The 21,468-nt window shown below is 36.3% G+C and carries 22 protein-coding genes; 8 read left to right on the forward strand and 14 right to left on the reverse strand.

The annotated features are described in order from the left end of the window. On the forward strand, window positions 1-1,359 hold the full coding sequence (locus tag LC457_RS05260) for a M20/M25/M40 family metallo-hydrolase (protein ID WP_223598930.1): 1,359 nt from the start codon (window positions 1-3) through the stop codon (window positions 1,357-1,359). A 4-nt stretch (window positions 1,360-1,363) separates the two neighbouring features. Beyond that, window positions 1,364-2,722: a M20/M25/M40 family metallo-hydrolase gene (locus LC457_RS05265; RefSeq protein ID WP_223598931.1), complete on the forward strand. Its 1,359-nt coding sequence runs from the start codon at window positions 1,364-1,366 to the stop codon at window positions 2,720-2,722. 330 nt (window positions 2,723-3,052) lie between these two features. Here the strand turns inward: LC457_RS05265 and LC457_RS05270 are convergent, their stop codons facing one another. After that, window positions 3,053-3,571: a hypothetical protein gene (locus LC457_RS05270; protein WP_223598932.1), complete on the reverse strand. Its 519-nt coding sequence runs from the start codon at window positions 3,569-3,571 to the stop codon at window positions 3,053-3,055. Window positions 3,572-4,173: 602 nt separating this feature from the next. Here LC457_RS05270 and LC457_RS05275 point away from each other — a divergent pair. Beyond that, window positions 4,174-4,407, forward strand: a complete 234-nt coding sequence (locus LC457_RS05275; protein WP_223598933.1) for a hypothetical protein — start codon at window positions 4,174-4,176, stop codon at window positions 4,405-4,407. Window positions 4,408-4,607: 200 nt separating this feature from the next. Here the strand turns inward: LC457_RS05275 and LC457_RS05280 are convergent, their stop codons facing one another. The 4 genes from LC457_RS05280 to LC457_RS05295 form a co-directional block, all read right to left on the reverse strand. Next, a complete protein-coding gene (locus LC457_RS05280; protein WP_223598934.1) occupies window positions 4,608-4,829 on the reverse strand; it encodes a hypothetical protein in 222 nt (73 codons plus the stop codon). A gap of 138 nt (window positions 4,830-4,967) precedes the next feature. Further along, window positions 4,968-6,005 (reverse strand): peptidylprolyl isomerase, encoded by a 1,038-nt coding sequence (locus LC457_RS05285; RefSeq protein WP_223599156.1) that lies wholly within the window; start codon window positions 6,003-6,005, stop codon window positions 4,968-4,970. A gap of 81 nt (window positions 6,006-6,086) precedes the next feature. Continuing rightward, complete coding sequence (locus LC457_RS05290; RefSeq protein ID WP_223598935.1) at window positions 6,087-6,599, reverse strand: FKBP-type peptidyl-prolyl cis-trans isomerase; 513 nt, start codon at window positions 6,597-6,599, stop codon at window positions 6,087-6,089. Between the two features lie 207 nt (window positions 6,600-6,806). Continuing rightward, window positions 6,807-7,877: a branched-chain amino acid aminotransferase gene (locus LC457_RS05295; protein ID WP_223598936.1), complete on the reverse strand. Its 1,071-nt coding sequence runs from the start codon at window positions 7,875-7,877 to the stop codon at window positions 6,807-6,809. 85 nt (window positions 7,878-7,962) lie between these two features. On the opposite strand from LC457_RS05295, the gene mnmD reads away from it, so the two are divergent. Next, the gene (gene mnmD / locus LC457_RS05300; protein WP_047384431.1) at window positions 7,963-8,637 is read left to right on the forward strand and encodes a tRNA (5-methylaminomethyl-2-thiouridine)(34)-methyltransferase MnmD; all 675 of its coding nucleotides are present in this window, start codon (window positions 7,963-7,965) and stop codon (window positions 8,635-8,637) included. A gap of 171 nt (window positions 8,638-8,808) precedes the next feature. After that, window positions 8,809-9,225, forward strand: coding sequence for an NUDIX domain-containing protein (locus LC457_RS05305; protein ID WP_047384430.1), 417 nt, complete (start codon window positions 8,809-8,811; stop codon window positions 9,223-9,225). Window positions 9,226-9,246: 21 nt separating this feature from the next. Here the strand turns inward: LC457_RS05305 and LC457_RS05310 are convergent, their stop codons facing one another. Continuing rightward, complete coding sequence (locus LC457_RS05310) at window positions 9,247-9,951, reverse strand: DUF4294 domain-containing protein (RefSeq protein ID WP_223598937.1); 705 nt, start codon at window positions 9,949-9,951, stop codon at window positions 9,247-9,249. A 51-nt stretch (window positions 9,952-10,002) separates the two neighbouring features. Here LC457_RS05310 and LC457_RS05315 point away from each other — a divergent pair, with 51 nt between their 5' ends. Together LC457_RS05315 and rpe are read left to right on the forward strand one after the other, a co-directional pair. Then, window positions 10,003-11,076 (forward strand): M42 family peptidase, encoded by a 1,074-nt coding sequence (locus tag LC457_RS05315; RefSeq protein ID WP_223598938.1) that lies wholly within the window; start codon window positions 10,003-10,005, stop codon window positions 11,074-11,076. A 122-nt stretch (window positions 11,077-11,198) separates the two neighbouring features. Continuing rightward, window positions 11,199-11,849 carry a ribulose-phosphate 3-epimerase gene (gene rpe, locus LC457_RS05320; protein ID WP_047375387.1) on the forward strand — a complete coding sequence of 217 codons (651 nt, stop codon included), beginning with the start codon at window positions 11,199-11,201 and terminating at the stop codon, window positions 11,847-11,849. A 216-nt stretch (window positions 11,850-12,065) separates the two neighbouring features. On the opposite strand, the gene LC457_RS05325 is transcribed toward rpe, so the two are convergent. The 3 genes from LC457_RS05325 to LC457_RS05335 are packed head-to-tail and all read right to left on the reverse strand — an operon-like array spanning window position 12,066 to window position 13,909. Then, entirely contained in the window at window positions 12,066-12,551 is a 486-nt protein-coding gene (locus LC457_RS05325) for a DUF1772 domain-containing protein (protein ID WP_223598939.1), read from the reverse strand. 35 nt (window positions 12,552-12,586) lie between these two features. Beyond that, window positions 12,587-13,684: a DUF692 family multinuclear iron-containing protein gene (locus LC457_RS05330; protein WP_223598940.1), complete on the reverse strand. Its 1,098-nt coding sequence runs from the start codon at window positions 13,682-13,684 to the stop codon at window positions 12,587-12,589. A gap of 3 nt (window positions 13,685-13,687) precedes the next feature. After that, a complete protein-coding gene (locus tag LC457_RS05335; RefSeq protein ID WP_223598941.1) occupies window positions 13,688-13,909 on the reverse strand; it encodes a hypothetical protein in 222 nt (73 codons plus the stop codon). A 225-nt stretch (window positions 13,910-14,134) separates the two neighbouring features. On the opposite strand from LC457_RS05335, the gene LC457_RS05340 reads away from it, so the two are divergent. Continuing rightward, window positions 14,135-15,982, forward strand: coding sequence for an alpha-L-fucosidase (locus LC457_RS05340; protein ID WP_223598942.1), 1,848 nt, complete (start codon window positions 14,135-14,137; stop codon window positions 15,980-15,982). 68 nt (window positions 15,983-16,050) lie between these two features. Here LC457_RS05340 and LC457_RS05345 read toward each other — a convergent pair whose 3' ends face one another. The 5 genes from LC457_RS05345 to dnaX all read right to left on the reverse strand — a co-directional run bounded on the left by LC457_RS05345 (window position 16,051) and on the right by dnaX (window position 21,423). Continuing rightward, window positions 16,051-16,467, reverse strand: coding sequence for a nucleoside-diphosphate kinase (locus LC457_RS05345; protein WP_034687444.1), 417 nt, complete (start codon window positions 16,465-16,467; stop codon window positions 16,051-16,053). 655 nt (window positions 16,468-17,122) lie between these two features. Then, window positions 17,123-18,049: a ribosome small subunit-dependent GTPase A gene (gene rsgA, locus LC457_RS05350; protein WP_223598943.1), complete on the reverse strand. Its 927-nt coding sequence runs from the start codon at window positions 18,047-18,049 to the stop codon at window positions 17,123-17,125. 191 nt (window positions 18,050-18,240) lie between these two features. Further along, window positions 18,241-19,323: a chorismate mutase gene (locus tag LC457_RS05355; protein ID WP_047422660.1), complete on the reverse strand. Its 1,083-nt coding sequence runs from the start codon at window positions 19,321-19,323 to the stop codon at window positions 18,241-18,243. 400 nt (window positions 19,324-19,723) lie between these two features. Next, window positions 19,724-20,299, reverse strand: a complete 576-nt coding sequence (locus tag LC457_RS05360; protein ID WP_223598944.1) for a hypothetical protein — start codon at window positions 20,297-20,299, stop codon at window positions 19,724-19,726. A 38-nt stretch (window positions 20,300-20,337) separates the two neighbouring features. Then, window positions 20,338-21,423, reverse strand: coding sequence for a DNA polymerase III subunit gamma/tau (gene dnaX / locus LC457_RS05365; protein ID WP_047422659.1), 1,086 nt, complete (start codon window positions 21,421-21,423; stop codon window positions 20,338-20,340). Window positions 21,424-21,468 lie beyond the last annotated feature (45 nt).

Consider the following 21,468-nt stretch of genomic DNA (forward strand, 5'->3'; position numbering starts at 1 on the left):
ATGAAAAAGATAGTAGGAACTTCATTATTGCTTTTTGGAATGACTGTTTTTGGCCAGACTAAAGAAGATTCGATCCAATTCAAAAAGATCTCCACAGAAATTCTGAACAACGGCAAAGGATACAATGAACTGAGAGAGCTTACCAAAACGATAGGCAACCGTTTAAGCGGTTCTGAAGCGTATGAGAAATCAGTACAATGGGCCGCACAGAAACTCCGTGATGCCGGAGCCGATAAAGTATGGCTTCAGGATGTCATGATCCCGGTATGGGTAAGAGGAAAAGAATCCCTGCACATCCAGACTTCAAACGGAAAATGGAAAAGTATTAAAATGCTTTCCCTCGGAAATTCTGAAGGTACAAACGGAAAGGATATTTCAGGTGAAATTATTATGGTAAAATCGCTTGAAGAATATGATCAACTTCCCGCAGAAAAGGTGAAAGATAAGATTGTATTTTTCAACTATCCTTTTAACCAGGGAAATGTACAGACTTTCATTTCTTACCGTGATGCCAGTGCTTACAGACGAACCACCGCTTCATTAACTGCTAAAAAAGGAGGTAAATTCGCCATCATCCGGTCACTTTCTTCCGCTCTTGACGATGTTCCTCACACAGGCAATATGCGCTATGATGAAAACATTTCAAAAATACCGGCCATTACCATCGGAAATACTTCCGCTGATGAACTGGAAATACTGTTGAAAAAACAGAAAGTAACAGCAAAACTCAATTCCAACTGCGGAATGAAAGGTGAAAAGCTTTCTCATTCTGTAATTGGGGAAATCACTGGTAAAAAAGACCAGAGCGTTATTGTTGTCGGCGGTCACCTTGATTCCTGGGATGTAGGAGAAGGTGCTCATGATGACGGAGCCGGAATTGTGCAAAGTATCGAGGTCTTAAGAACATTTAAAAAATTAGGGATACAGAACAACCATACCATCCGAGCTGTATGCTTTGCCAACGAAGAAAACGGTACAAAAGGCGGAAAACAATATGGAAAAATTGCCAAAGAAAACAATGAAAAACATCTTTTTGCTATAGAAACAGATGCCGGAGGTTTTGCTCCGAGAGGAATTGCCCTGGAAATGGATGATCCTCAAAGAAATCAGATCAAAAGCTGGGTCAACCTGTTTTTACCTTATGGGGTTTATAATTTTGAAGGTAAATATTCCGGATCGGATATTGCTCCGCTTCACGAGATGGGAGTTCCCACAGCTGAACTGGTTCCCGATCCGCAGCGTTATTTTGATATTCACCACACCGAAGAAGACACTTTTGAAAAAGTCAACCGAAGAGAACTGCTGCTTGGTTCCGTGGTAATGACACAACTTATTTATATGATTGATAAAAATTGGTAAAACAATGAAAAAGATACTAGGAACTTCATTATTACTTTTTGGAATGGCTGCTTTTGGCCAGTCTAAAGAAGATTCTATCCAGTTCAGAAAAATTTCTACAGAAATCCTGAATAATGGAAAAGGATATACCGAGCTGAGAGAGCTTACAAAAAATATCGGACATCGTTTAAGCGGATCTGAAGCTTATGAAAAGTCTGTAAAATGGGCAGAACAGAAACTTCGTGATGCCGGAGCTGATAAAGTATGGCTTCAGGAAGTCATGATCCCGGTATGGGAAAGAGGAAAAGAATCTCTGCACATCCAGGCTTCAAACGGAAAATGGAAAAGTCTTAAGATGCTTTCCCTTGGAAACTCTGAAGGAACAGGAGGAAAAGATGTTTCAGGAGAAATTATCATGGTAAAATCTATGGAAGAATATAACAAACTTCCGGCTGAAAAGGTGAAAGATAAAATTGTATTCTTCAATTACCCTTTCAGTCAGTCATTTGTCGAGACTTTCAAAGCCTATGGTGATGCAGCAAAATACAGAACGACAGCAGCATCTTTAACCGCTAAAAAAGGAGGTAAATTTGCCATCGTAAGATCTCTGTCTTCTGCTTTTGATGATATCCCTCACACCGGAGCTATGCGCTACGAAGACAAGGTCTCCAAAATACCGGCCGTAGCTATCGGAAGCACAACAGCAGATGAACTGGAAGCTTTACTGAAAGGCCAGAAAATCACAGCTAAACTTAACTCCAACTGCGGTATGAAAGGCGAAAAGCTTTCCCATTCTGTAATCGGGGAAATTACCGGTAAAAAAGACCAGAGCGTTATTGTTGTAGGCGGACACCTTGATTCCTGGGATGTAGGTGAAGGTGCTCATGATGACGGAGCCGGAATTGTTCAGAGTATAGAGGTTTTGAGAACTTTTAAAAAGCTGGGAATACAAAATAACCATACCATCAGAGTGGTCTGCTTTGCCAATGAAGAAAACGGAGTAAAAGGCGGAATTCAATACGGTAAAACGGTAAAAGAGAAGAATGAAAAACATCTTTTTGCGATAGAAACAGATGCCGGAGGCTTTGCACCAAGAGGAATTGCCCTGGATATGGATGATGCCAAAAGAAATCAGATCAAAAGCTGGTCAAATCTATTCCTTCCTTACGGAGTGTATAATTTTGAAGAGCGGTTTTCCGGAACAGACCTCTACCCGCTTCATGACATGGGAATTCCTGCCGCTGAATTGATGCCGGATTCTCAGCGCTATTTCGACATCCATCATACAGAAGAAGATACTTTTGAAAAAGTGAACCGAAGAGAGCTTTTATTAGGCGCTACAGCTTTAACACAGATTATCTACATGATTGATAAAAACTGGTAACAAATATAAAAAACCGTCTTTAGAGGCGGTTTTTGTTTTTTAATAGCGCTTTTCATTATTTCAATTCAATAGGAATGGACTATCATCCTGAGCGTAAATGAAGCGAGCCTCGTTTATCTTTTATGATTATCTCCCAAGGGCTTTAGCCAAAACTTATAGTGATTATTTTTTTATAACCACGGATTTCACAGATTCACACAGATGATTGTTCCTGTGTTTTGATAAATTGATTGCTACGATTCTATTTGTGAAATTTGTGCGAAATATTTGTGGCATTTGTGTTTTAAAATTAAACATGATGATGCCATTAATAAAATATATCCTACAAAATTATCCTTTGAGATTTTTAATTTTACGTTTACACAAAAAATTTCTCCACAAAAAGTTTTTCCAAACATGATGTATCCCACCTCCAGATTCCCAATTGACATCAAATTTCTCTCCTTCTAATACATATCCAGGCATTGCAATTTTCGAATGAAACCTCGGAGAATCATTTTTTATTGCAGCAAAGTAATCAGCATCAAAATTTGATTTTCTGTAATATTGAATTTCTAATATAGTTTCTTTTGTATTTGCCCGGAAAATATACAGAGTAATATCATAAAGATCATTAAACTCTTTTTGTAAAATCTCCACTGCTGAATCTAAAGTGAGTAAGTTTTTTGAATTATTTGCCCTATTCCGGGACATATTATGTTCAGTGGAATTCACTCCTTTAAATTCATTAAAATCAGACAGAATGAAAAGCAAGTTGGGGGAAATGGTATTCCAACAATTAATTTTCGCCAACCCTAAAAGATTGGTTATACAGATATTGATGCTATCTTTTAAACTTTCCCGATGCACGTTCTAAGTAATTTTAAAGTATTTTAAATATAAAAAAAATAATTGCGCCGTAAAATTTTCTTTATTTCCAATAACTCACCCTTAAAAACGGAAAATTTTTCGTTGTTTAAGGAAATAATAGTTGAAAACACGCTTCATCAGGAACTTCATCAATCCCGTGAAACAAAGTGTTAATCGCGAAACTTTTACTTTGGCATAATATTGGCATGTAAGATATTGAGAAAAAATTAAAAAAACACTAAGGATGAGAAAAAAGGTTTTCTGTGGATTTTCAGTTTTTCCACTGATTCAAATTCATATCTAGTATATGAATCCTTTTTTTTCTACGATGCCGTACCAGATACGGGTTCGTGATTAATTAACCCCCCGTTGATTTTTCACTGCAATTTTGCACCCCGTATCTCACTGGTATCATCAATAACCAGGAATCATTTATTGATTCAAAAAAAACAAAAATATCCCGGACTTTTAGCCCGGTATTAGGATATAAATAAATGGCAAAGTCATCGTGAACCTTAGCCCTGTAAAGGAATTTATTCTTTTTACCGTGATGAGTACGCCTTTATCATATTAATTAATGTATAACCCTTAAAATGTAAGTAATGATGAGAGACTTTTTTGAAATGATTTTTAAGAGAAATGAAGATGCTGCAAAAATGAATATCTGGAGCGTATTGCTCGTGTTAAGTTTTGCTGCCTTTTCTGTATTGGTATACGCCTTAAAACCAAGCTTAAACAGCTTAATTATATATCTGACGGCATTTGCTGCTTATATCGGCTTTGGCCTTGTATTCATCAGTTCTTTAACCAGAACAGGTATGAAGAAAAGATATTAAAATATAACTTTCAATTAATTTTTACTAAAAAAACCGTCCTGTTTGGGGCGGTTTTTTTTTATTTGTACAGTTAACTCTACTATTTAAAACCCAGGCTTATTTTATAGTTAATGATCCTTATAAAATATAATCTTTCAACAAAAAAGCCACCCCCTCCGGAGCAGCTCGTGATAACAAAGTTATCTTAACATCGTAAAAACTTATTCTTTGAAGAGATCCTTCATCATTTCATCAAGGATCTTTTTGGTTTCTTCTTCGATCATAGTTCCGGATTTCTCAACCATCTTTTCTCTGAAAGGTTCACAACAGGCTTTTATTCCGAAGCCTTCATCTGTTTTAATCAATTCCGGATGCAGACCGTGTTCTTCACATATTTCTGACTCTATTTCTTTTTTTATGAGGTCGTAATTCAGATCAAACATATTTTTATTTTGTTTCTTATAAGTGTCGGGTAAAGATAGAAGTAATTGACATTTGCCGAAATCCGTATTTATACGGTATTTATGCAAACAAAAAAACCGTCCCTTCCGGAACGGTTTTCATATCTTAAAAAGATTCAGTTATTTTACTTTTACAAGCTCAACATCGAAAACCAACCAAGAGTTTGGCGGGATCACTCCTCCTGCTCCTCTCTCTCCGTAAGCCATTGCCGGCGGAATCAGTAATGTAGCAGTTTCACCTTCTTTCAATAACAGGATACCTTCATCCCAACCTTTGATTACTCTTCCCATTCCGATTGGAATTTCGATCGGCTCATTTCTTTTGAATGAAGAATCAAATTCAGTTCCGTCTACTAATTTACCTGCATAGTGTACAGATACATTATCACCAGCTTTTGGAGCTTTACCGTCAGCTGTTTTTGTAATTTTATAGTAAAGACCTGATTCAGTTTTTTGCATACCAGCTTTTAGGTTTTCAACTAATTTCTCCTGGTTAGCTTTGAATTCTTCTTCTCTTTTCTTCTTTTCAGCCTCTTCTTTAGCTAAAAATGCCTTATTGTTTTCTGCAATCTTAGCTTTTCCTTCGCTGAAAGTTTTAGCTGCATCATAGTGCTTGTACTCATCACCTTTGCTGAAAACAGACACTTTTTCTAAAACGATATCTGTTTTAGGCTTATCCTGAGCTCCTTTTTCAACGTTAGCAATAGCATCGATTACGTCATTTCCTTTTACCACTTTTCCGAAGATTGTGTGTTTTCCATCTAACCAAGGTGTAGCAACTTCAGTGATGAAAAACTGAGAACCGTTTGTATTAGGCCCTGAGTTCGCCATAGAAAGGATACCTTTTCCTGTATGTTTAAGATCGTTTCTTTCGTCCTCGAATTTATATCCCGGATCACCTGCTCCAGTTCCCTGAGGATCTCCTCCCTGGATCATGAAATCTTTGATTACTCTGTGGAAAATAGTTCCGTCATAATAAGGAACTCCCTTAGCCTTAGCTTTGTTGTCGATTTTCCCTTCTGCAAGACCAATAAAGTTGGCTACAGTTACTGGTGCTTTCTTGTCCTCAAATTTTACAATTAAGTTACCTTTTGTAGTTTGAAGATTGGCATAAAGCCCGTCATTAAGACCTTCGTAAGTTTCTTTGTCTACGTTCATTTTTTTATAAATTGGGGTACAACTCATCAGCGAAATACTTGCCGCTGCCAGAATTATATTCTTGTTAAACAATTTCATGTATTATAGAGCTTTTAATTTTATGATTAATGGAATGTCGTTATCTATTTTCTTTTCGTCTCCGAAAGTTCCGTAAGCCAAAGAAGACGGCACCAAAAGCGTCACTTCCTCTCCATCATGTATAAAACGCAAAGCGTTCTCCACTGCCCTCAGTTCATCAAAGTGCCCGAATCTGGCATCTCTTCTTTCAAAAGACTGGTCGTAGATTTTGGTCTGATCAAAATCATACAGATCATAAGAGTAAGAAATCAAAGTTTCATCTTTTCTTCTTTCTCTCTGATCATAGCCTTCTGCCGTTACCCAGTAATTAAGCTGCGTAGGATAAAATTTCACAGACTGGCCATTGATCCAATCCTGAATCTGGCCTCTTTCTATGGTATTCAGATTTTTCATCCTGTTTTTAGAAACATCCAGATCTTTTTGGCTTAAAACACCGCCTACCGGAGGATGGGCCGTCTGTGTATTTCTGTTGCAGCTCAACAGGCTTATGACTGATATGAAGAGTATTTTTTTCATAAACTTTTGCGAAAATACACATTTCGCGAATCAATTACAAAACTTGACCCAGAAATATGCGAATGTAAAAATGTATCAATCTATTAATAAAACAAGGCAACTGATTGAATCCCCGAATTAAAAGTCATTCATACATTGTATACGACTACATAAATACAAAAAAAGCCGGGAAAAACCCGACTTTTATATAGTTTATTTAAAAAAATATTAAACTGTTTCTAAAGCGTGATCTACCACAACTCTCCATCCGAAAGGATCTTCAGAAAGGTTGTTTTGCAGGTCTACCAAGTCTTTCTTAAGAAGAGCAGCGAAACTTTCTTCGTCAGATAATCTTGGAAGCTCAAGTTTTTCACCTTCATATCCTAAAGCCTGGAACTGAGTGGTAACAACAGCTGTACCGACTCCCCAGACTTCTTTAAGAGAACCGTTCTTCAACGCTTCAATAACTGTTTTCACAGGAATTGGTTCTATTTTCACTTCAATTCCTCTTTTCTTAGCTAACTGGATGAAACTGTCTCTTGTTACTCCGTCAAGAATTTTTTCAGAAGTTGGAGGTGTAAAGATCGTATCGTTGATTCTTACAAATACATTCATTGTACCACTTTCTTCGAAATATTCGTGAGTAGCATCATCCGTCCAGATAATTTGCTCATATCCTTCTTCGATCGCCAATTGCGTAGGATAGAAAGAAGCAGCGTAGTTACCTGCAGCTTTTGCAGAACCTACCCCTCCGTTTGCAGCTCTTGAATAGTGATCAGAGATTTTTACAGATACCGGCTCTGAATAATAGCTCTTCGCTGGTGTTGCAACGATAGCAAACATATATTTATTAGATACTCTTGCTTTCAAAGCTTCCTCTGTAGCAAAAATCAATGGTCTGATATAAAGAGACATTCCTTCCCCCTGAGGAATCCACTCTCTGTCCAAATCTACTAAAGCTTTTAACCCGTCTAAAAACATTTCTTCAGTCACCTCAGGCATAGCAAGACGCTTTGCTGACTTATTGATACGTTCAAAATTCTTTTCAGGCCTGAAAAGGAAAACCTGCCCGTCTTTGTCTTTATAGGCCTTCATACCTTCAAAACAAGCTTGTCCATAGTTTACTCCCATCATGGCAGGTGTAAATGGAATCGGACCGTAAGGAACTAATTTTACATCACCCCATTTCCCATCTTCATACTCACATATAATCATATGATCTATGAAAGTACCACCAAATGAAAAATCGTTAGGGTCAAATGTAGAAATTCTGGAGTTTTCAGTTTTTTGAATTATCATTTTTTAAAATTTTTACGATGTTCTACAAATTTAACATAATTTTCTAAATATAAAAATTTTAGAGTAAATTTGACAAAAAAATAGCTTGAAAAGAGAGATTAAGACCACAAACGACGGTAGTAAAACATTGTTTATCAATGAGTTGAATGAAAACTACCATTCACATCACGGAGCACTTCAGGAAGCCGAACATGTGTTTATTAAAAATGGATTGAATTTGATAAATGATTGCGAAATTAATATTTTAGAACTCGGTTTTGGAACAGGTTTGAATGTTTTGGTAACAATTAATGAATATTTAAAAACTGACAAAAATCATGTCATCAATTATTTTTCGCTTGAAAAATACCCCATAAATGAATCCGAAGTTAAGGATTTGGCATACTTTGAACATTTTGACAACCCTGAGTTTAAAAATATTTATCAGAAAATTCATCTGGCAGATTGGGAAAAGTCAGTAGAAATCATTAGTGGATTCAACCTTAAAAAGATAGAATGTGATTTTTTTGACCTGAAAGACATCGATTTGCCTAAAATCAATCTTGTTTATTTCGATTGTTTCGGTGCCAGAGTGCAGCCTGATCTTTGGGAAAAGCCATTATTTGAACTGGTTTCTGACAAAATGGCCATTAACGGATTATTAACCACCTACTCTTCTAAAGGCAGTGTAAGAAGAATTCTTCAGGAGCTGAATTTCCAGGTAGAAAAAAAACAGGGGCCTCCGGGAAAGAGAGAGATGATCAATGCCATTAAATTATAGAATGGAAGCCGGAGGGATGGAAGCTGGATCTTTACAACAAACTGTTTTATTAATATTGATTTTTTATTTTAAAATAAATAGCATTAAACTTCCGGCTTCGTGCTTCCAACTCCCAGCTTTTTCTCAACAAAATTCCTTACATTAGCTATACAAATATTATACATTATATATATGATAGATAAGATCAACATTAGAGTGTATGCGTGTGCAGTAAAAGACAAACAAGTTCTTACTTTATTTGAAGAATATGCCGGCGAACCTTTAATGAAATTTCCGGGTGGCGGATTGGAATATGGTGAAGGGGTACTGGAATGCCTGCATCGCGAGTTTGATGAAGAACTGAATGTACAGATCAATGTCCTGGAACATTTTTACACTCAGGAAAACTTTCTGGTTTCACGATTCAAAGAAAACGAGCAGCTTCTTACCATATATTATATAGTAGACATAGTGAATGAAGAAGATTTTATTATCATGGATCCCTGCATCGAAAAAACAGAATGGATTGATATCGACAGACCAGACAATCCTTTTCCTCTTCCGATAGATAAGATTGTATTTGATAAATTAAAAGAAAAATTCCTGTAAGTGTTCTTACAGGAATTTTTATTATTTCTTGACTTTAAAATCGCTTGCTCCCGGGTAAGGCTGTAAATACCCTGAATTCCAATTGGACTGAAGCAATGACTCTACAAATTCATCAGTTCTGTTTTTGTGTGGATCATATTGTTCTTTAAGATCAATATCAGCCATTTTTCCTTTTACATTCCACCAGAAAGCACTCCATCCACCTCTCAACTCCTTGATGATTTCAAAGACATTTTTTCCGGTAGCTCTGTTCATGAGCTTTGCAAAAACCTGCCCCTCGGTAGTGGTAAGGTCTCTCAGCTGTTTTTCATACTGATCCGCCAGCATATTCTGTCTTTCTCTTACAAATTTTCTTTTAGCTTTACTATCCATATCATTCATATCTTTCTGGATATCTCTGTATTGCTGTAATGCGGTAACAAATAGCGGATATACTCTGTACAGCTTTTTATTCAGAAAATAGTAGTAATTTTTATCCAGTTGATTATTAAATCTTGGTTTATTAACCAAAACCAACTCGTCTAATACGACTACAGGCTCGCCGTTGATTTCATAAATCTTGACTTTTTGCTGCTCGTCATAATAATATTTATTTCCAAATTCATCTGTCTTCAATGATTCAGCCGGATATTGATTGAGTGGTTTTGCCACTACCCCATCCTTTTGGCCAAAAACACTGACTCCAAAAAAGAAAATAAAAAGGCAGATAATCTTACTAAAATTCATTATTTTTACACTTATAAGAAGAAAAATTAAACGCAAAAATCATTCCTTTTTATGAAATTTGAAAAGAAATCTTTGAAATTTTTAGAGAAATATTTAAACACTTCATCACCAACAGGTTATGAGCACAAAGGACAGGAAGTCTGGATGGACTATATCAGACCTTATGTTGACAAAATAGAAGTAGACCATTATGGAACCTGTTATGGGATCATCAATCCGGAAGCTGAATTTAAAGTAGTGATTGAAGCGCATGCTGATGAAATTTCATGGTACGTTAATTATATTACGGATGACGGATTAATCTATGTGATCAGAAACGGAGGTTCCGATCAAACGATCGCTCCTTCAAAAGTTGTCCATATTCACGGAGAAAACGGAATCGTAAAAGGAGTATTCGGATGGCCGGCTATTCACACAAGAACAAATCAGAATGAGCCTACTCCGAAAATCGAAAATATCTTCATCGACTGTGGTGCAACTACCAAGAAAGAAGTGGAAGAAATGGGAATCTTTGTAGGATGTATGATCACTTACCCAGATGAGTTCTTCGAAATGAATGACAGATATTTTGTCTGCAGAGCATTGGACAACAGAATCGGAGGCTTCATGATTGCAGAAGTTGCCAGACTTTTAAAAGAAAATAAGAAATCTATCCCATTCGGACTTTACATTACCAATTCTGTACAGGAAGAAGTAGGTTTATACGGAGCAGACATGATTGCTGACACCATCAAACCCAATATTGCCATTGTAACAGATGTTACCCACGACACTACAACTCCGATGATTGAAAAGAAAAAAGAAGGAGATCAGAAATGCGGTGCAGGGCCGGTAGTATTCTTTGCTCCGAGTGTTCACCACACGATCAGAGAATTGATTATTGATACGGCAAAAACTAAAAAAATTCCTTTCCAAAGAGCTGCGGCAAGCAGAGCTACAGGAACTGATACTGATGCTTTTGCCCATTCCAACGGCGGGGTGCCAAGTGCTTTAATTTCCTTACCTTTGCGTTATATGCATACTACGGTAGAAATGGTGTCTAAGGAAGATGTAGCTAATGTTATTAAGCTAATCTATGAAACAGTTCTTAAGATCAAACCGGAAATGAAACTGAAATATCATTAAATGAGATTTCAGATATAAGATAACAGACACCAGACTCAAATAACTGCATACTTATGCTCTTTAAAAATCTGAAATCTGAGATCTAGTATCTTATATCTAAATAAAAAGTATAAAAAGTAAAAATGAAAACGAAGCTTATTGCTCCATCCCTTTTATCTGCAGACTTTGGGAACCTGCAAAGAGACATTGAAATGCTGAACAACTCTCAGGCCGACTGGTTTCACATTGATGTAATGGACGGCAGATTTGTACCTAACATTTCATTTGGTTTTCCGGTAATGAAAACTGTTCAGCAGCATGCCAAAAAATTTGTAGATGTTCACCTGATGATTGTGGAGCCTGAGAAATATGTTGATGAATTCATCAATCATGGTGCGGACCTTATTTCCGTTCATTATGAAGCATGTACGCATCTTCACAGAACGATTCACCACATTCAGAGTAAAGGAGTAAAAGCAGGTGTTGTTTTAAACCCTTCCACTCCTGTATTAATGCTTGAAGACATTATTGCAGATGTGGACCTGGTATTGTTAATGAGTGTAAATCCCGGATTTGGAGGACAGAAATTCATTGAAAACACTTACAAAAAGATTGCTGAAACCAAAGACCTTATCTTAAGCAACAACTCTACGGCACTTATCGAAATTGATGGTGGAGTGAATCTTGACAACGCTTCTAAGCTTTTTGAAGCAGGAGCTGATGTTCTTGTGGCAGGAAATGCTGTTTTCTCCGCAGAAAGCCCTGAGAGAACTATTGAGCTTCTAAAGATTTAATAAGTATTTTTATCATAAACAAAAAAGGCAGCCAATGGCTGCCTTTTCTCTTGTTTGAAATGAAGTCTTCTTGGTTATAAATTTTTTTTCAACATTTTGAATGTTAAAACGCTGTTTTGTCTTGCTAACATTACAAAGATCAGAATAAAACCATACGTATGCATCCGTAGAAATACTGAATCTATCATTAAGTATTTTCACCTATTCCAAATCTTTTTACACCTCCCTGTTCCAAATACAGGCACAGACTACAAAAATGATTGAAACGACAGAAAAGACCGTTCTTATATTATTCAGAAAATTCCATCTGTTTTCAAAATTATCACGCATCTGCCGGATCGCTTCTGTTGTAGAACTGGAAATATCAAATTTATCTAACGCATCATTCATCGGGACATTTCCGGCAACCGTCACTCCAAAAACTCCGATCAGATAAGCCAGCGCAGCCAGCAGGAGAAAAATAAAAGCAGGCTGATATCCCCGAAACAAAAAGGCAGATACCGGAAGGAGAATCGCTGTTCCCATAAAACTCATGAAGAAAACCGGATTCAGAATTTCCCGGTTGATGTTCTGCATTGCTTTCAGATATTCCACATCAGAGAGTTTTCCCAGTCCGAGAACTACAGAACATGAATAAGCATAGAAAAGTCCTCCTATCAGAGCAGTGAGGACAGCAGTAATGATCAATACTAGTGTTGTCATTTTCATATATTTTGATTTTGGTTATCAGGATAGAATTAATAAGGATTCCATTTTTTAATAATATTCTGGGCCGTAAGAATCATTTCGGGATCCCAGTTCTTTGTTTTAAAATAATGAAAATCCTGATCTTTGATGATCCCAGCTCCTGCCCCGTCAAAAAGAAGCCTTGTAAGCCTCGATTGTTCTTCAAATAATGCCAGATCTTCTAAAGGCTTCTCCGTAAGTTGTATTTGCCGCTTGTTCCAACTCCTCTTTTCTTTCTCTTTCCAATCTGAAGCTTCGATTATTGTTTTAACTTTATTGAAATCATTTAGGAAATTTTCTTTATCCTCTTCTGTTTTCAACGTATGCCCCAGCCTTTCAATAATAATATATTCCAGATTTTGACATTTTGCTAAAACAGAGGGTAAAATAAAAAAAATCTCTTCAGGAATAACATCATCATGCGTATCCCTTCTCACCTGCTTTTTTCCGTACACACTCTCCTGCCAGCTTCCACCGGAAAGATGAATCTCTTTTACCTTATCTAAAGGGTACAGATCAATTATTTCCTCTATTTCTACTTCAAAATTACAGGATTGACAATAAATATTATGAAGATCAAGAATCAGAAAGCCATTGGTGTCTTCGGTTAGTTTATCAAGAAATACTCCTTGTTCCTTTACATCGTCTATAGAAAATGAAAAAGCCAGATTTTCTATACCTACAGGAATATCCACAGCCTGCTGAAGTCTGTACAATCGGTCTTTTCCTATCTGTAAAGTTTTGGGATGCAGAGATACCGGCAATGGCACTCCCTGATGAAAGTTTTCAGTGTTCATGAAACCAAAATGTTCCGTGATATGATTATACTTTCTCAGGCTGACTTCTTCTTTTAGCTTTTGCAGCCACTCTTCCTGCCTTTCTGTCCACCTTGCATCAAACAGGGAATAATAAACGCCATGTCCTATCAAACGGTTGTTTTCTGCATAAAAGTTCAGCAGATCACGAAGCCAGTCAGGTTCATTGATGTAATAAAGGGTATCAAAGGACCATTCCAGAACATCAACAGCGTTGTTCTGCAGCAATGGCAAAACAGCAGAAACAAAATCAGCTTCTGCCATCATTGATATTCCTAACACTGTTTTTTTCATCTTTTATCCCATTCCACAAGCCGGACAGCCATAGCCACGAAGAACAAGCGTATCTTTTTTTACAATTGGTTTAGGAGTTCCCGGTTTTTTCTTTTCAACGGTGTCGGGCGTTGCTGCTCTTTTTACTTTTTTTACAGGCTTTTTAGTTTTAGCTTCAGGTTTAGTGCTTTGTGCAGAAACTCCTACCGCTAATAAACTCGCCATTAATACTACTGGAATTTTCATAATTGCTTTTTTTTCAGATAAAATTTACAATAAACGTTCCATTTATCTAATCCAATCTATTCAAACTTTTATTCTAAGTTCAAATTAGATGGAGATGGTTTTTAGTTTAAATCATAAAAATACAATAATAAAGGAAACACTCTGATAATAATTATGAGTAAATATTGAGAAATTGTTGTGGTAATGTTTTCTTTAATTATATTTAATGGTAAAATAAAACTATATATGAAAAACAGTCTGATTAAAGCTGTTTTCCTTGGGTTGACTTTATCGGCTTATCATATCAACGCACAGGTTCAAACGGTTGACAGCAGCAAGAAAATGGAATGGTTTAAAAATGCCAAACTGGGTATTTTTATTCATTGGGGAATCTACTCCGTGAATGGAATTTCCGAATCATGGTCATTTTTCAACAATTATATCAATCACGAAAATTACATGAAACAGCTGAATGGTTTTTCAGCTTCAAAATACCAGCCTGAACAATGGGTAAACTTTATTAAAGAATCCGGAGCAAAATATGCTGTTATTACAACCAAACACCATGACGGAGTTTCATTATGGAACTCTAAGGCTGAAAAAGCGATTACTATTCCCGGACAGTCCTTGGCAAAAAAAGATGTTTTAAGTCCTTTTGTTTCCGCTTTGAAAAATTCCGGATTAAAAACAGGACTTTATTTCTCATTGCCGGATTGGAGCCATCCTTATTACGACATCAACACCCGGACAAAAAAACGGTACAAAATAAAAGACGACCCGAAACGATGGCAGAACTTCATCAGCTATTATCAAAGCCAGCTTAATGAACTTTCTTCTCAGTACTCGCCTGACCTTCTTTGGTTCGATGGAGACTGGGAACATACTTCTGAGGAATGGAAAACTTCTCAAACACTGGAACTGCTTAAAAAACACAATTCTGACATTATCATCAATTCAAGGCTTACTACTCATGGGGATTATGATACTCCTGAACAGGGAATACCTGTAGTTCCGCCACAAAATCCATACTGGGAACTTTGTTATACTATGAATGATTCCTGGGGATATCAGCCTTTCGATAAAAGTTATAAAACACCTAATATGATTGTCAGAACTCTGGCAGACGTGATCAGTATGGGAGGAAACCTTCTGCTTGATATCGGACCCAGATCAGATGGCACCATTCCCGAAGAACAGATTGAAATTCTGAAAAATCTTGGCCGCTGGACTTCCAAAAATCAGCATGCCATTTATGAAACAACCCGTGGAATTCCTTTTGAAAATTATAAAGGAAAGTCTTCTTTATCCACCACAAAAAAGTCGTTATTCCTTTATCTCGAGGAAGCCAAAAACTTTACAAAGATTTATGGACTGGGAACAAAACCTACTTCGGCAAAAATTATCGGAGATCCTTCTGCTGTTATCAAAATGGACTACAATGCTGAAAAAACACTGACATTGAATTTTTCTAATGTAAAATTTGACAAAGATGTCACCGTTGTAGAGCTTACTTTTGATACTCCCCCTTTATTTTTGAAAGACTTTAAGAATGAAGATCGCCCTCTCGCAGAAATTCTGGATAACAAAAACACACAGGAAGCAGTCTATACTATAGCCAATGCCCTATATAATGGTCATAATCTACCAACTTCTTCAGGACTAACCAGTGATGGCCTTGATATGAAAATCAAGAAAACACCCAACACCAATCAGGAAACTCTACAATGGATAAGTAAGCATGCGGAAGCACTTTATGAAACTGAGAAAGGATTACCGGATGGACATTATCCAGGAATGAGTGCATTGTCTAAAGATAAACAGACACTCTATCTTTTTGTGGAAGGAACACCTACAGGCCCTATTGCCCTTAAGGGAATAAAAAATGAGATTGCAAGAATCAGAATTGTGGGAGAAGGTACAATGCTCTCACACACCATTTACAATAAGCTTTACTGGAGCGCCAGACCGGGAATTATTTACATTGATATTCCAAAAGAAAAACTAGACAAACAGATGACTGTCATTGCTGTTTTACTCAACAAACCTCTTGAACTCTACAGAGAAAATGTAGGTGCCATTGAAAATAATCTTTAATAGGAATGTCTTAAAAAACAAAATCCGGAGAAAATTCTCCGGATCTTTTATTTTGTAAGATAATTTTCTTAGAAAATCTCTCTTCCTGAAAAATGGAACTGAGCTTCGATTAATGCATTCTCGTCAGAATCTGAACCGTGAACTGCATTTTCTCCGATGCTTCTTGCAAACATCTTTCTGATTGTACCTTCAGCTGCTTCTGCAGGGTTAGTAGCACCGATTAATGTTCTGAAGTCTTCAACTGCATTATCTTTTTCTAAAACTGCAGCAACGATAGGACCAGAGCTCATGAATTCTACCAACTCACCGTAAAATGGTCTTTCAGCATGTACTTCATAGAATTTTTTTGCATCAGCAACTGTAAGCTGAGTTAATTTTAAAGCTTTGATTTTAAAACCTCCTTCAGCAATCTTACCCAATATAGCACCGATATGTCCGTCAGCAACTGCATCAGGCTTAATCATAGTGAATGTAATGTTAGACATAAATGTATATTTTTTTAATGGCGCAAAATTACAAAAAATATCTTTGATTTTTATTTTAATTTTTTTTTAACATAAAAATAACTTTTATTAAGAAATTATGAAGCAATCTTTGGCACAGTAATTGTTTATTCTATTGCGATTCTCATGTTTAATTTGAGTTTTCATGGTTATTAGTTTTTACCCAGCTTCGGCTGGGTTTTTTATTTTCAAAAAAAACAGTCATTTTTTATCAATTCAATAATTTTAAAAGCTATAAAAAGGGATATTTATTAATATTATTTCTTTTATTTCAATTAATAGAATAATCGGATTTTCCAGAATATCATTTTTCCTGTCAACTAAAATATGCCAAAAGTGGAGTTATCTGCCAAATTTGTCACATCAAAAAGTAGAGTTATTAAAAAACAGATTTTTTTTCATTAAAATTCAACACACCAAGTATTAAAAAACTGACAATCAATTATAGCATTTAATTTATTCTTTAAATAAATAATATTATAGAATACGTTACTAAAATCACAGAGGTAATTAAATAAAGACCTATTTAAAACACTCCTTGTCAAGGTTTAAACCTTGACAAGGAGTGGCAGGTTAAAGTAATAGAAAACTTTAAAACAAAAAAAGAGACTATTTAATGATAGTCTCTCTGTATATTTTATTTTTGGGAAGCTTCTTCTGCTTCATCCATCAATTTAATGTAAGTGGCATAGCGGGAATGTTGTATCTCGCCTGTTTCAAGGGCATCAAGAACGGCACACTTCGGCTCATTCACGTGAAGGCAGTTATGAAATTTGCACTCTTCTCTCTTTTTAAAAATCTCAGGGAAATAATGCTGTACTTCTTCTTTTTCAATATCAATCATGGCAAATTCACGGACACCGGGGGTATCGATCACATTTCCGCCAAAATCCCAGAAGTGCATCTGTGCAAAAGTTGTTGTATGTTTTCCTTTCAGGTGGGTATCTGAAATTTCGGATGTTTTTAAATTTAATCCTGGCTGTAAAGCATTTACCAGAGTCGACTTTCCACAACCAGAGTGCCCGAAGAACACTGAAGTTTTATCTTTAAGGATTTCTTCCAGCTGATCAAGGTTCAGTCTTGAATAAGATGATATTTCCAGTGTCTGATATCCAATTTCCTGGTAGAGAAATTCAATATCTTTTACAATTTCTATTTCTTCTCCATGGAGAACATCAATCTTATTAAAAAGAATCAGTGGTGTAATATTATAAGCCTCACAACATGCCAGAAATCTGTCCAGGAATCCTAAGGATGTTTCAGGATGCTTTAGGGTAAAGATAAAGCAGGCCAAATCAATATTGGAAGCAATAATATGGGCTTCTTTTGAAAGGTTTACTGATTTTCTGATCAGGTAATTGGAACGTGGCTCAATTTTCGTGATCCAGGCAATATCATCCTGTTCCAGTTGAAACTCAACAAAATCTCCTACAGCAAGTGGATTGGTAAGTCTTGTTTTTATTAATTTGAATTTCCCCCTGATTCTGGCCTCGAAAATTTTATTTGTTTCCAATTCCAAAACCTGGTACCAGCTGCCTGTAGATTTAATGATTTTTCCTTTCATAGATAATACTGATGCAAATATAAGGAATTAGGGCTTAGAATTCGGGAAATAGGTTAAAAACACATGTTTCTATTTTCTACATCCTGAGGTCTAAGCCCTAATAAATATTTTTTGCTGTAAGCAGGTAATGGATTTCAGAAATTAAAACTATTATACTTTAAAACCCCAATCTCTTTACCGCTGCCTGCAATTTATCTCTTATCGATCATAATGCTATTCTGAACTTCAATAGATTCTTCATGAATTGCTTTAAAGACTTTTTCAATAAATTCTTGAGACATTCCTGTTTCTTTCGCTTTTTGAGTAGCGTATTCAGTGATTACTTTCCAACGTTCAGGCTGGAAGATCGCGATATCATTCTCCTTTTTAAGCTTACCGATCTTTTCAGAAATTTTCATTCTTTGAGAAAGAAGTTCAATTAACTGGAAGTCAAGATCTGAGATTAAGGTTCTGTGTCTACCCATTTCACCTTCAAAACCTGCAAGGTTAGAGCTTCTTACTTTCAGATTACCAATAAGGTCTGCAAGAACTTCCGGAGTAATCTGCTGAGAAGCATCACTCCACGCCTCATCAGGATTGCAGTGTGATTCAATGATAGCTCCCTGGTATCCTACGTTAAGAGCTTCCTGAGTGATATCAGCAAGACCTGTTCTGTTTCCGCAGATATGTGAAGGGTCAATCAGCATTGGAATATTGGGAAACTGGCTCTTGAAGTCAAGGGCAATCTGCCAGTTCGGGTTATTTCTGTATTTTGTTTTCTGGTATGTTGAAAATCCTCTGTGGATTACTCCCAGGTTTTTAATATCCTGACCTAAGAGTCTTTCCAATGCTCCAATCCATAATGCAAGGTCCGGATTAACGGGGTTTTTCACGAATACAGGCTTATCTGTTCCTCTTAAAGCCATTGCAATTTCCTGTACTGTAAATGGATTTACTGTAGAACGCGCTCCAATCCAAAGAACATCTACATCTGCCTCCAGAGCGGCAAATACGTGGTGTGCGTTAGCAACTTCGGTCGCTGTTTTGAAACCATACTCTTCTTTTACTTTTTTTAGCCAGTTCAAACCTATCACTCCTACTCCTTCAAACCCGTTTGGTTTGGTACGAGGCTTCCAGATTCCTGCACGGAAAACAGATACATTGGCATTGGATTCTTTAATTCTCCTTGCAGTTTCAAGCATCTGAGCTTCACTTTCCGCACTACATGGTCCCGCGATCATTAGAGGCTGTGTAAGCCCATCGATCCACTCATTTTTCAAATCATTTAAATTCATATTCTAAATTTTATTGTTTTTTTATATAATTTTTTCGTTGACAGCAATAGCCCTTTGGATTATAAAATTTAATTTATAATTCTTTTCAAAAAATGCCGTTCAAAATTGTTTAAAGGAATCAGGAAAATAATAGGGCTCTACTTCTCCTGTATTTTTTGGAAAGAAATTCAGTTAACAGTACCAATAAAATCGGTAATACGTTCTGAAATTTCTATAATAAGAAGCAGAAAAACTAAAATAACCGCTAAAAAAGTAATTAGCGGGTGCAAAAAAAGACAGATATGTGTTAGTCAATTTTTCCATTTTATTCTAGAAATGCGTTTGTTTTAGCCTTTCTGGTTATAATTTGTTCTTGTCGAAAACATATTTTCAACAGAAATATTTGACAAATATATAAAAATTATGTCAAATCAAACTTCATTAAATCATCAAGATCTTTTAAAAGTGGATTTTTTTCGATCATTTTTTCAAACATTTTCCTCTTGGTCACAACCTCAATCTTCAGATTTTCAACGTCTCTGACGTATTCCACCTCAATCATATGGTTTTGAATTTTTCTTTTAAAATGATTAAAAAATTCTCCGCTTATTTTATCAAATTCTACTTTGGCAGAATCTGAAGGGAATAAAACTTTGATTTTATTTTCCTCAGCTTTTTCAAGTTTGAAGGTTTTTACTGCATTAAAAACAAAGTTATTTTTTACCTGAAGCTGTTTAAGCATAATTTTCCATTCCATCTGCAGATCTGTATCTGTAAAATGGTGTTGAGGAAGATTTTCATTTTTCACAACAATTGTTTCTGTTGTTTCTGCTTTATCTTCTTTATTCAGGAAAGAATTGATGCTGAAACCGGAAGAAATTCCCGGTCTTGATAATGGCTTGGTTGTTTTTGTTACTGGAGTGACCTCTACTTTATCAGGAGCTGCAGGCTGTTGTTCTGCCTTAACTTCTTTTTTCTCCGGGGCTTTTTCCGGCATTTTTATCTCCTGTTTCTCACTAAGAAACGGAGCTAGAATCAGGAACTTTTTTTTTTAGTATCGCCTAAATTAGCTGTCAGTGAAGCCAGCTGCATTAATGCAATTTCAACCGTAAGTCTTGGATTTTTAGAATTCTTATAATTAATATCTGCATGGTTGCAGATTTCAATGCCATCAATCAGCTGCTGCGCGGCCCACTTCTGTCCCTGTTCTATAAATTTAGATTTTGTCTTCTCTCCCACTTCTATGAGATCGATAGTAGAAGTATTCTGCGCCATCATCAGATCTCTGAAATGATTTCCTAATCCGGCAATGAATATGTGGGGATCAAATCCTTTCTTTACAATTTCATTGAACGCAAAAAGCACTTCAGGAATTTTGTTTTCCTTGGCAAGATCTACGATATTAAGATATTGATCGTAATCCAGAATATTCAATACTTCGGCTGCTTTTGCCAGCGTAATATTTTTCTGAGAGAAGGTTGAGAGCCTGTCGAAAATGGAAAGTGCATCTCTTAATGCTCCATCAGCTTTTTGAGCGATCAGGTACAATGCGTCATCTTCGTACTGGATATTTTCCTTCTGGGCGATGTTCTTGAGATGATTCTGAATGTCTTCAATAACAATTCTCTTGAAGTCATAGATCTGGCAGCGGGATAAAATTGTTGGAATAATTTTATGTTTCTCCGTGGTTGCCAGAATAAAGATTGCATGGGCAGGCGGCTCTTCCAGTGTTTTAAGGAAAGCATTGAAAGCGGCAGAAGACAGCATATGAACCTCGTCAATAATATACACTTTGTATTTACCGACCTGAGGTGCAAATCTTACCTGATCTATCAGTTCCCTGATATCATCTACAGAGTTATTGGATGCAGCATCCAGCTCATAAATATTATAAGCAAAGCCGTCTTCTGAAACCGAGCCATCTTTCTCATTGATCTTTCTTGCCAGAATTCGGGCGCAAGTAGTTTTACCTACACCACGAGGTCCACAAAAAAGCAATGCCTGAGCTAATTGGCTTTCTTCAATTGCATGTTCTAAAGTATCCGTAATATGAGATTGTCCTACAACCGTATCAAACTCCTGAGGACGATATTTTCTTGCAGATACTATAAAATTTTCCATTGGTCAAAAATAAGAAATATAGTTTTAATTTGAAAATTAAAAGTT

It is taken from the genome of Chryseobacterium sp. GVT01B, from assembly GCF_019970045.1.
In the GTDB taxonomy this organism is placed as follows: Bacteria; Bacteroidota; Bacteroidia; order Flavobacteriales; family Weeksellaceae; genus Chryseobacterium.

Coding starts and splice junctions, on each gene's coding strand:
- LC457_RS05260 (WP_223598930.1), top strand. CDS start 1: ATGAAAAAGATAGTAGGAACTTCATTATTGCTTTTTGGAATGACTGTT.
- LC457_RS05265 (WP_223598931.1), top strand. CDS start 1,364: ATGAAAAAGATACTAGGAACTTCATTATTACTTTTTGGAATGGCTGCT.
- LC457_RS05275 (WP_223598933.1), top strand. CDS start 4,174: ATGATGAGAGACTTTTTTGAAATGATTTTTAAGAGAAATGAAGATGCT.
- LC457_RS05280 (WP_223598934.1), bottom strand. CDS start 4,829: ATGTTTGATCTGAATTACGACCTCATAAAAAAAGAAATAGAGTCAGAA.
- LC457_RS05285 (WP_223599156.1), bottom strand. CDS start 6,005: ATGAACGTAGACAAAGAAACTTACGAAGGTCTTAATGACGGGCTTTAT.
- LC457_RS05290 (WP_223598935.1), bottom strand. CDS start 6,599: ATGAAAAAAATACTCTTCATATCAGTCATAAGCCTGTTGAGCTGCAAC.
- LC457_RS05295 (WP_223598936.1), bottom strand. CDS start 7,877: ATGATAATTCAAAAAACTGAAAACTCCAGAATTTCTACATTTGACCCT.
- LC457_RS05305 (WP_047384430.1), top strand. CDS start 8,809: ATGATAGATAAGATCAACATTAGAGTGTATGCGTGTGCAGTAAAAGAC.
- LC457_RS05310 (WP_223598937.1), bottom strand. CDS start 9,951: ATGAATTTTAGTAAGATTATCTGCCTTTTTATTTTCTTTTTTGGAGTC.
- LC457_RS05315 (WP_223598938.1), top strand. CDS start 10,003: ATGAAATTTGAAAAGAAATCTTTGAAATTTTTAGAGAAATATTTAAAC.
- rpe (WP_047375387.1), top strand. CDS start 11,199: ATGAAAACGAAGCTTATTGCTCCATCCCTTTTATCTGCAGACTTTGGG.
- LC457_RS05325 (WP_223598939.1), bottom strand. CDS start 12,551: ATGACAACACTAGTATTGATCATTACTGCTGTCCTCACTGCTCTGATA.
- LC457_RS05330 (WP_223598940.1), bottom strand. CDS start 13,684: ATGAAAAAAACAGTGTTAGGAATATCAATGATGGCAGAAGCTGATTTT.
- LC457_RS05335 (WP_223598941.1), bottom strand. CDS start 13,909: ATGAAAATTCCAGTAGTATTAATGGCGAGTTTATTAGCGGTAGGAGTT.
- LC457_RS05340 (WP_223598942.1), top strand. CDS start 14,135: ATGAAAAACAGTCTGATTAAAGCTGTTTTCCTTGGGTTGACTTTATCG.
- LC457_RS05345 (WP_034687444.1), bottom strand. CDS start 16,467: ATGTCTAACATTACATTCACTATGATTAAGCCTGATGCAGTTGCTGAC.
- rsgA (WP_223598943.1), bottom strand. CDS start 18,049: ATGAAAGGAAAAATCATTAAATCTACAGGCAGCTGGTACCAGGTTTTG.
- LC457_RS05355 (WP_047422660.1), bottom strand. CDS start 19,323: ATGAATTTAAATGATTTGAAAAATGAGTGGATCGATGGGCTTACACAG.
- LC457_RS05360 (WP_223598944.1), bottom strand. CDS start 20,299: ATGCCGGAAAAAGCCCCGGAGAAAAAAGAAGTTAAGGCAGAACAACAG.
- dnaX (WP_047422659.1), bottom strand. CDS start 21,423: ATGGAAAATTTTATAGTATCTGCAAGAAAATATCGTCCTCAGGAGTTT.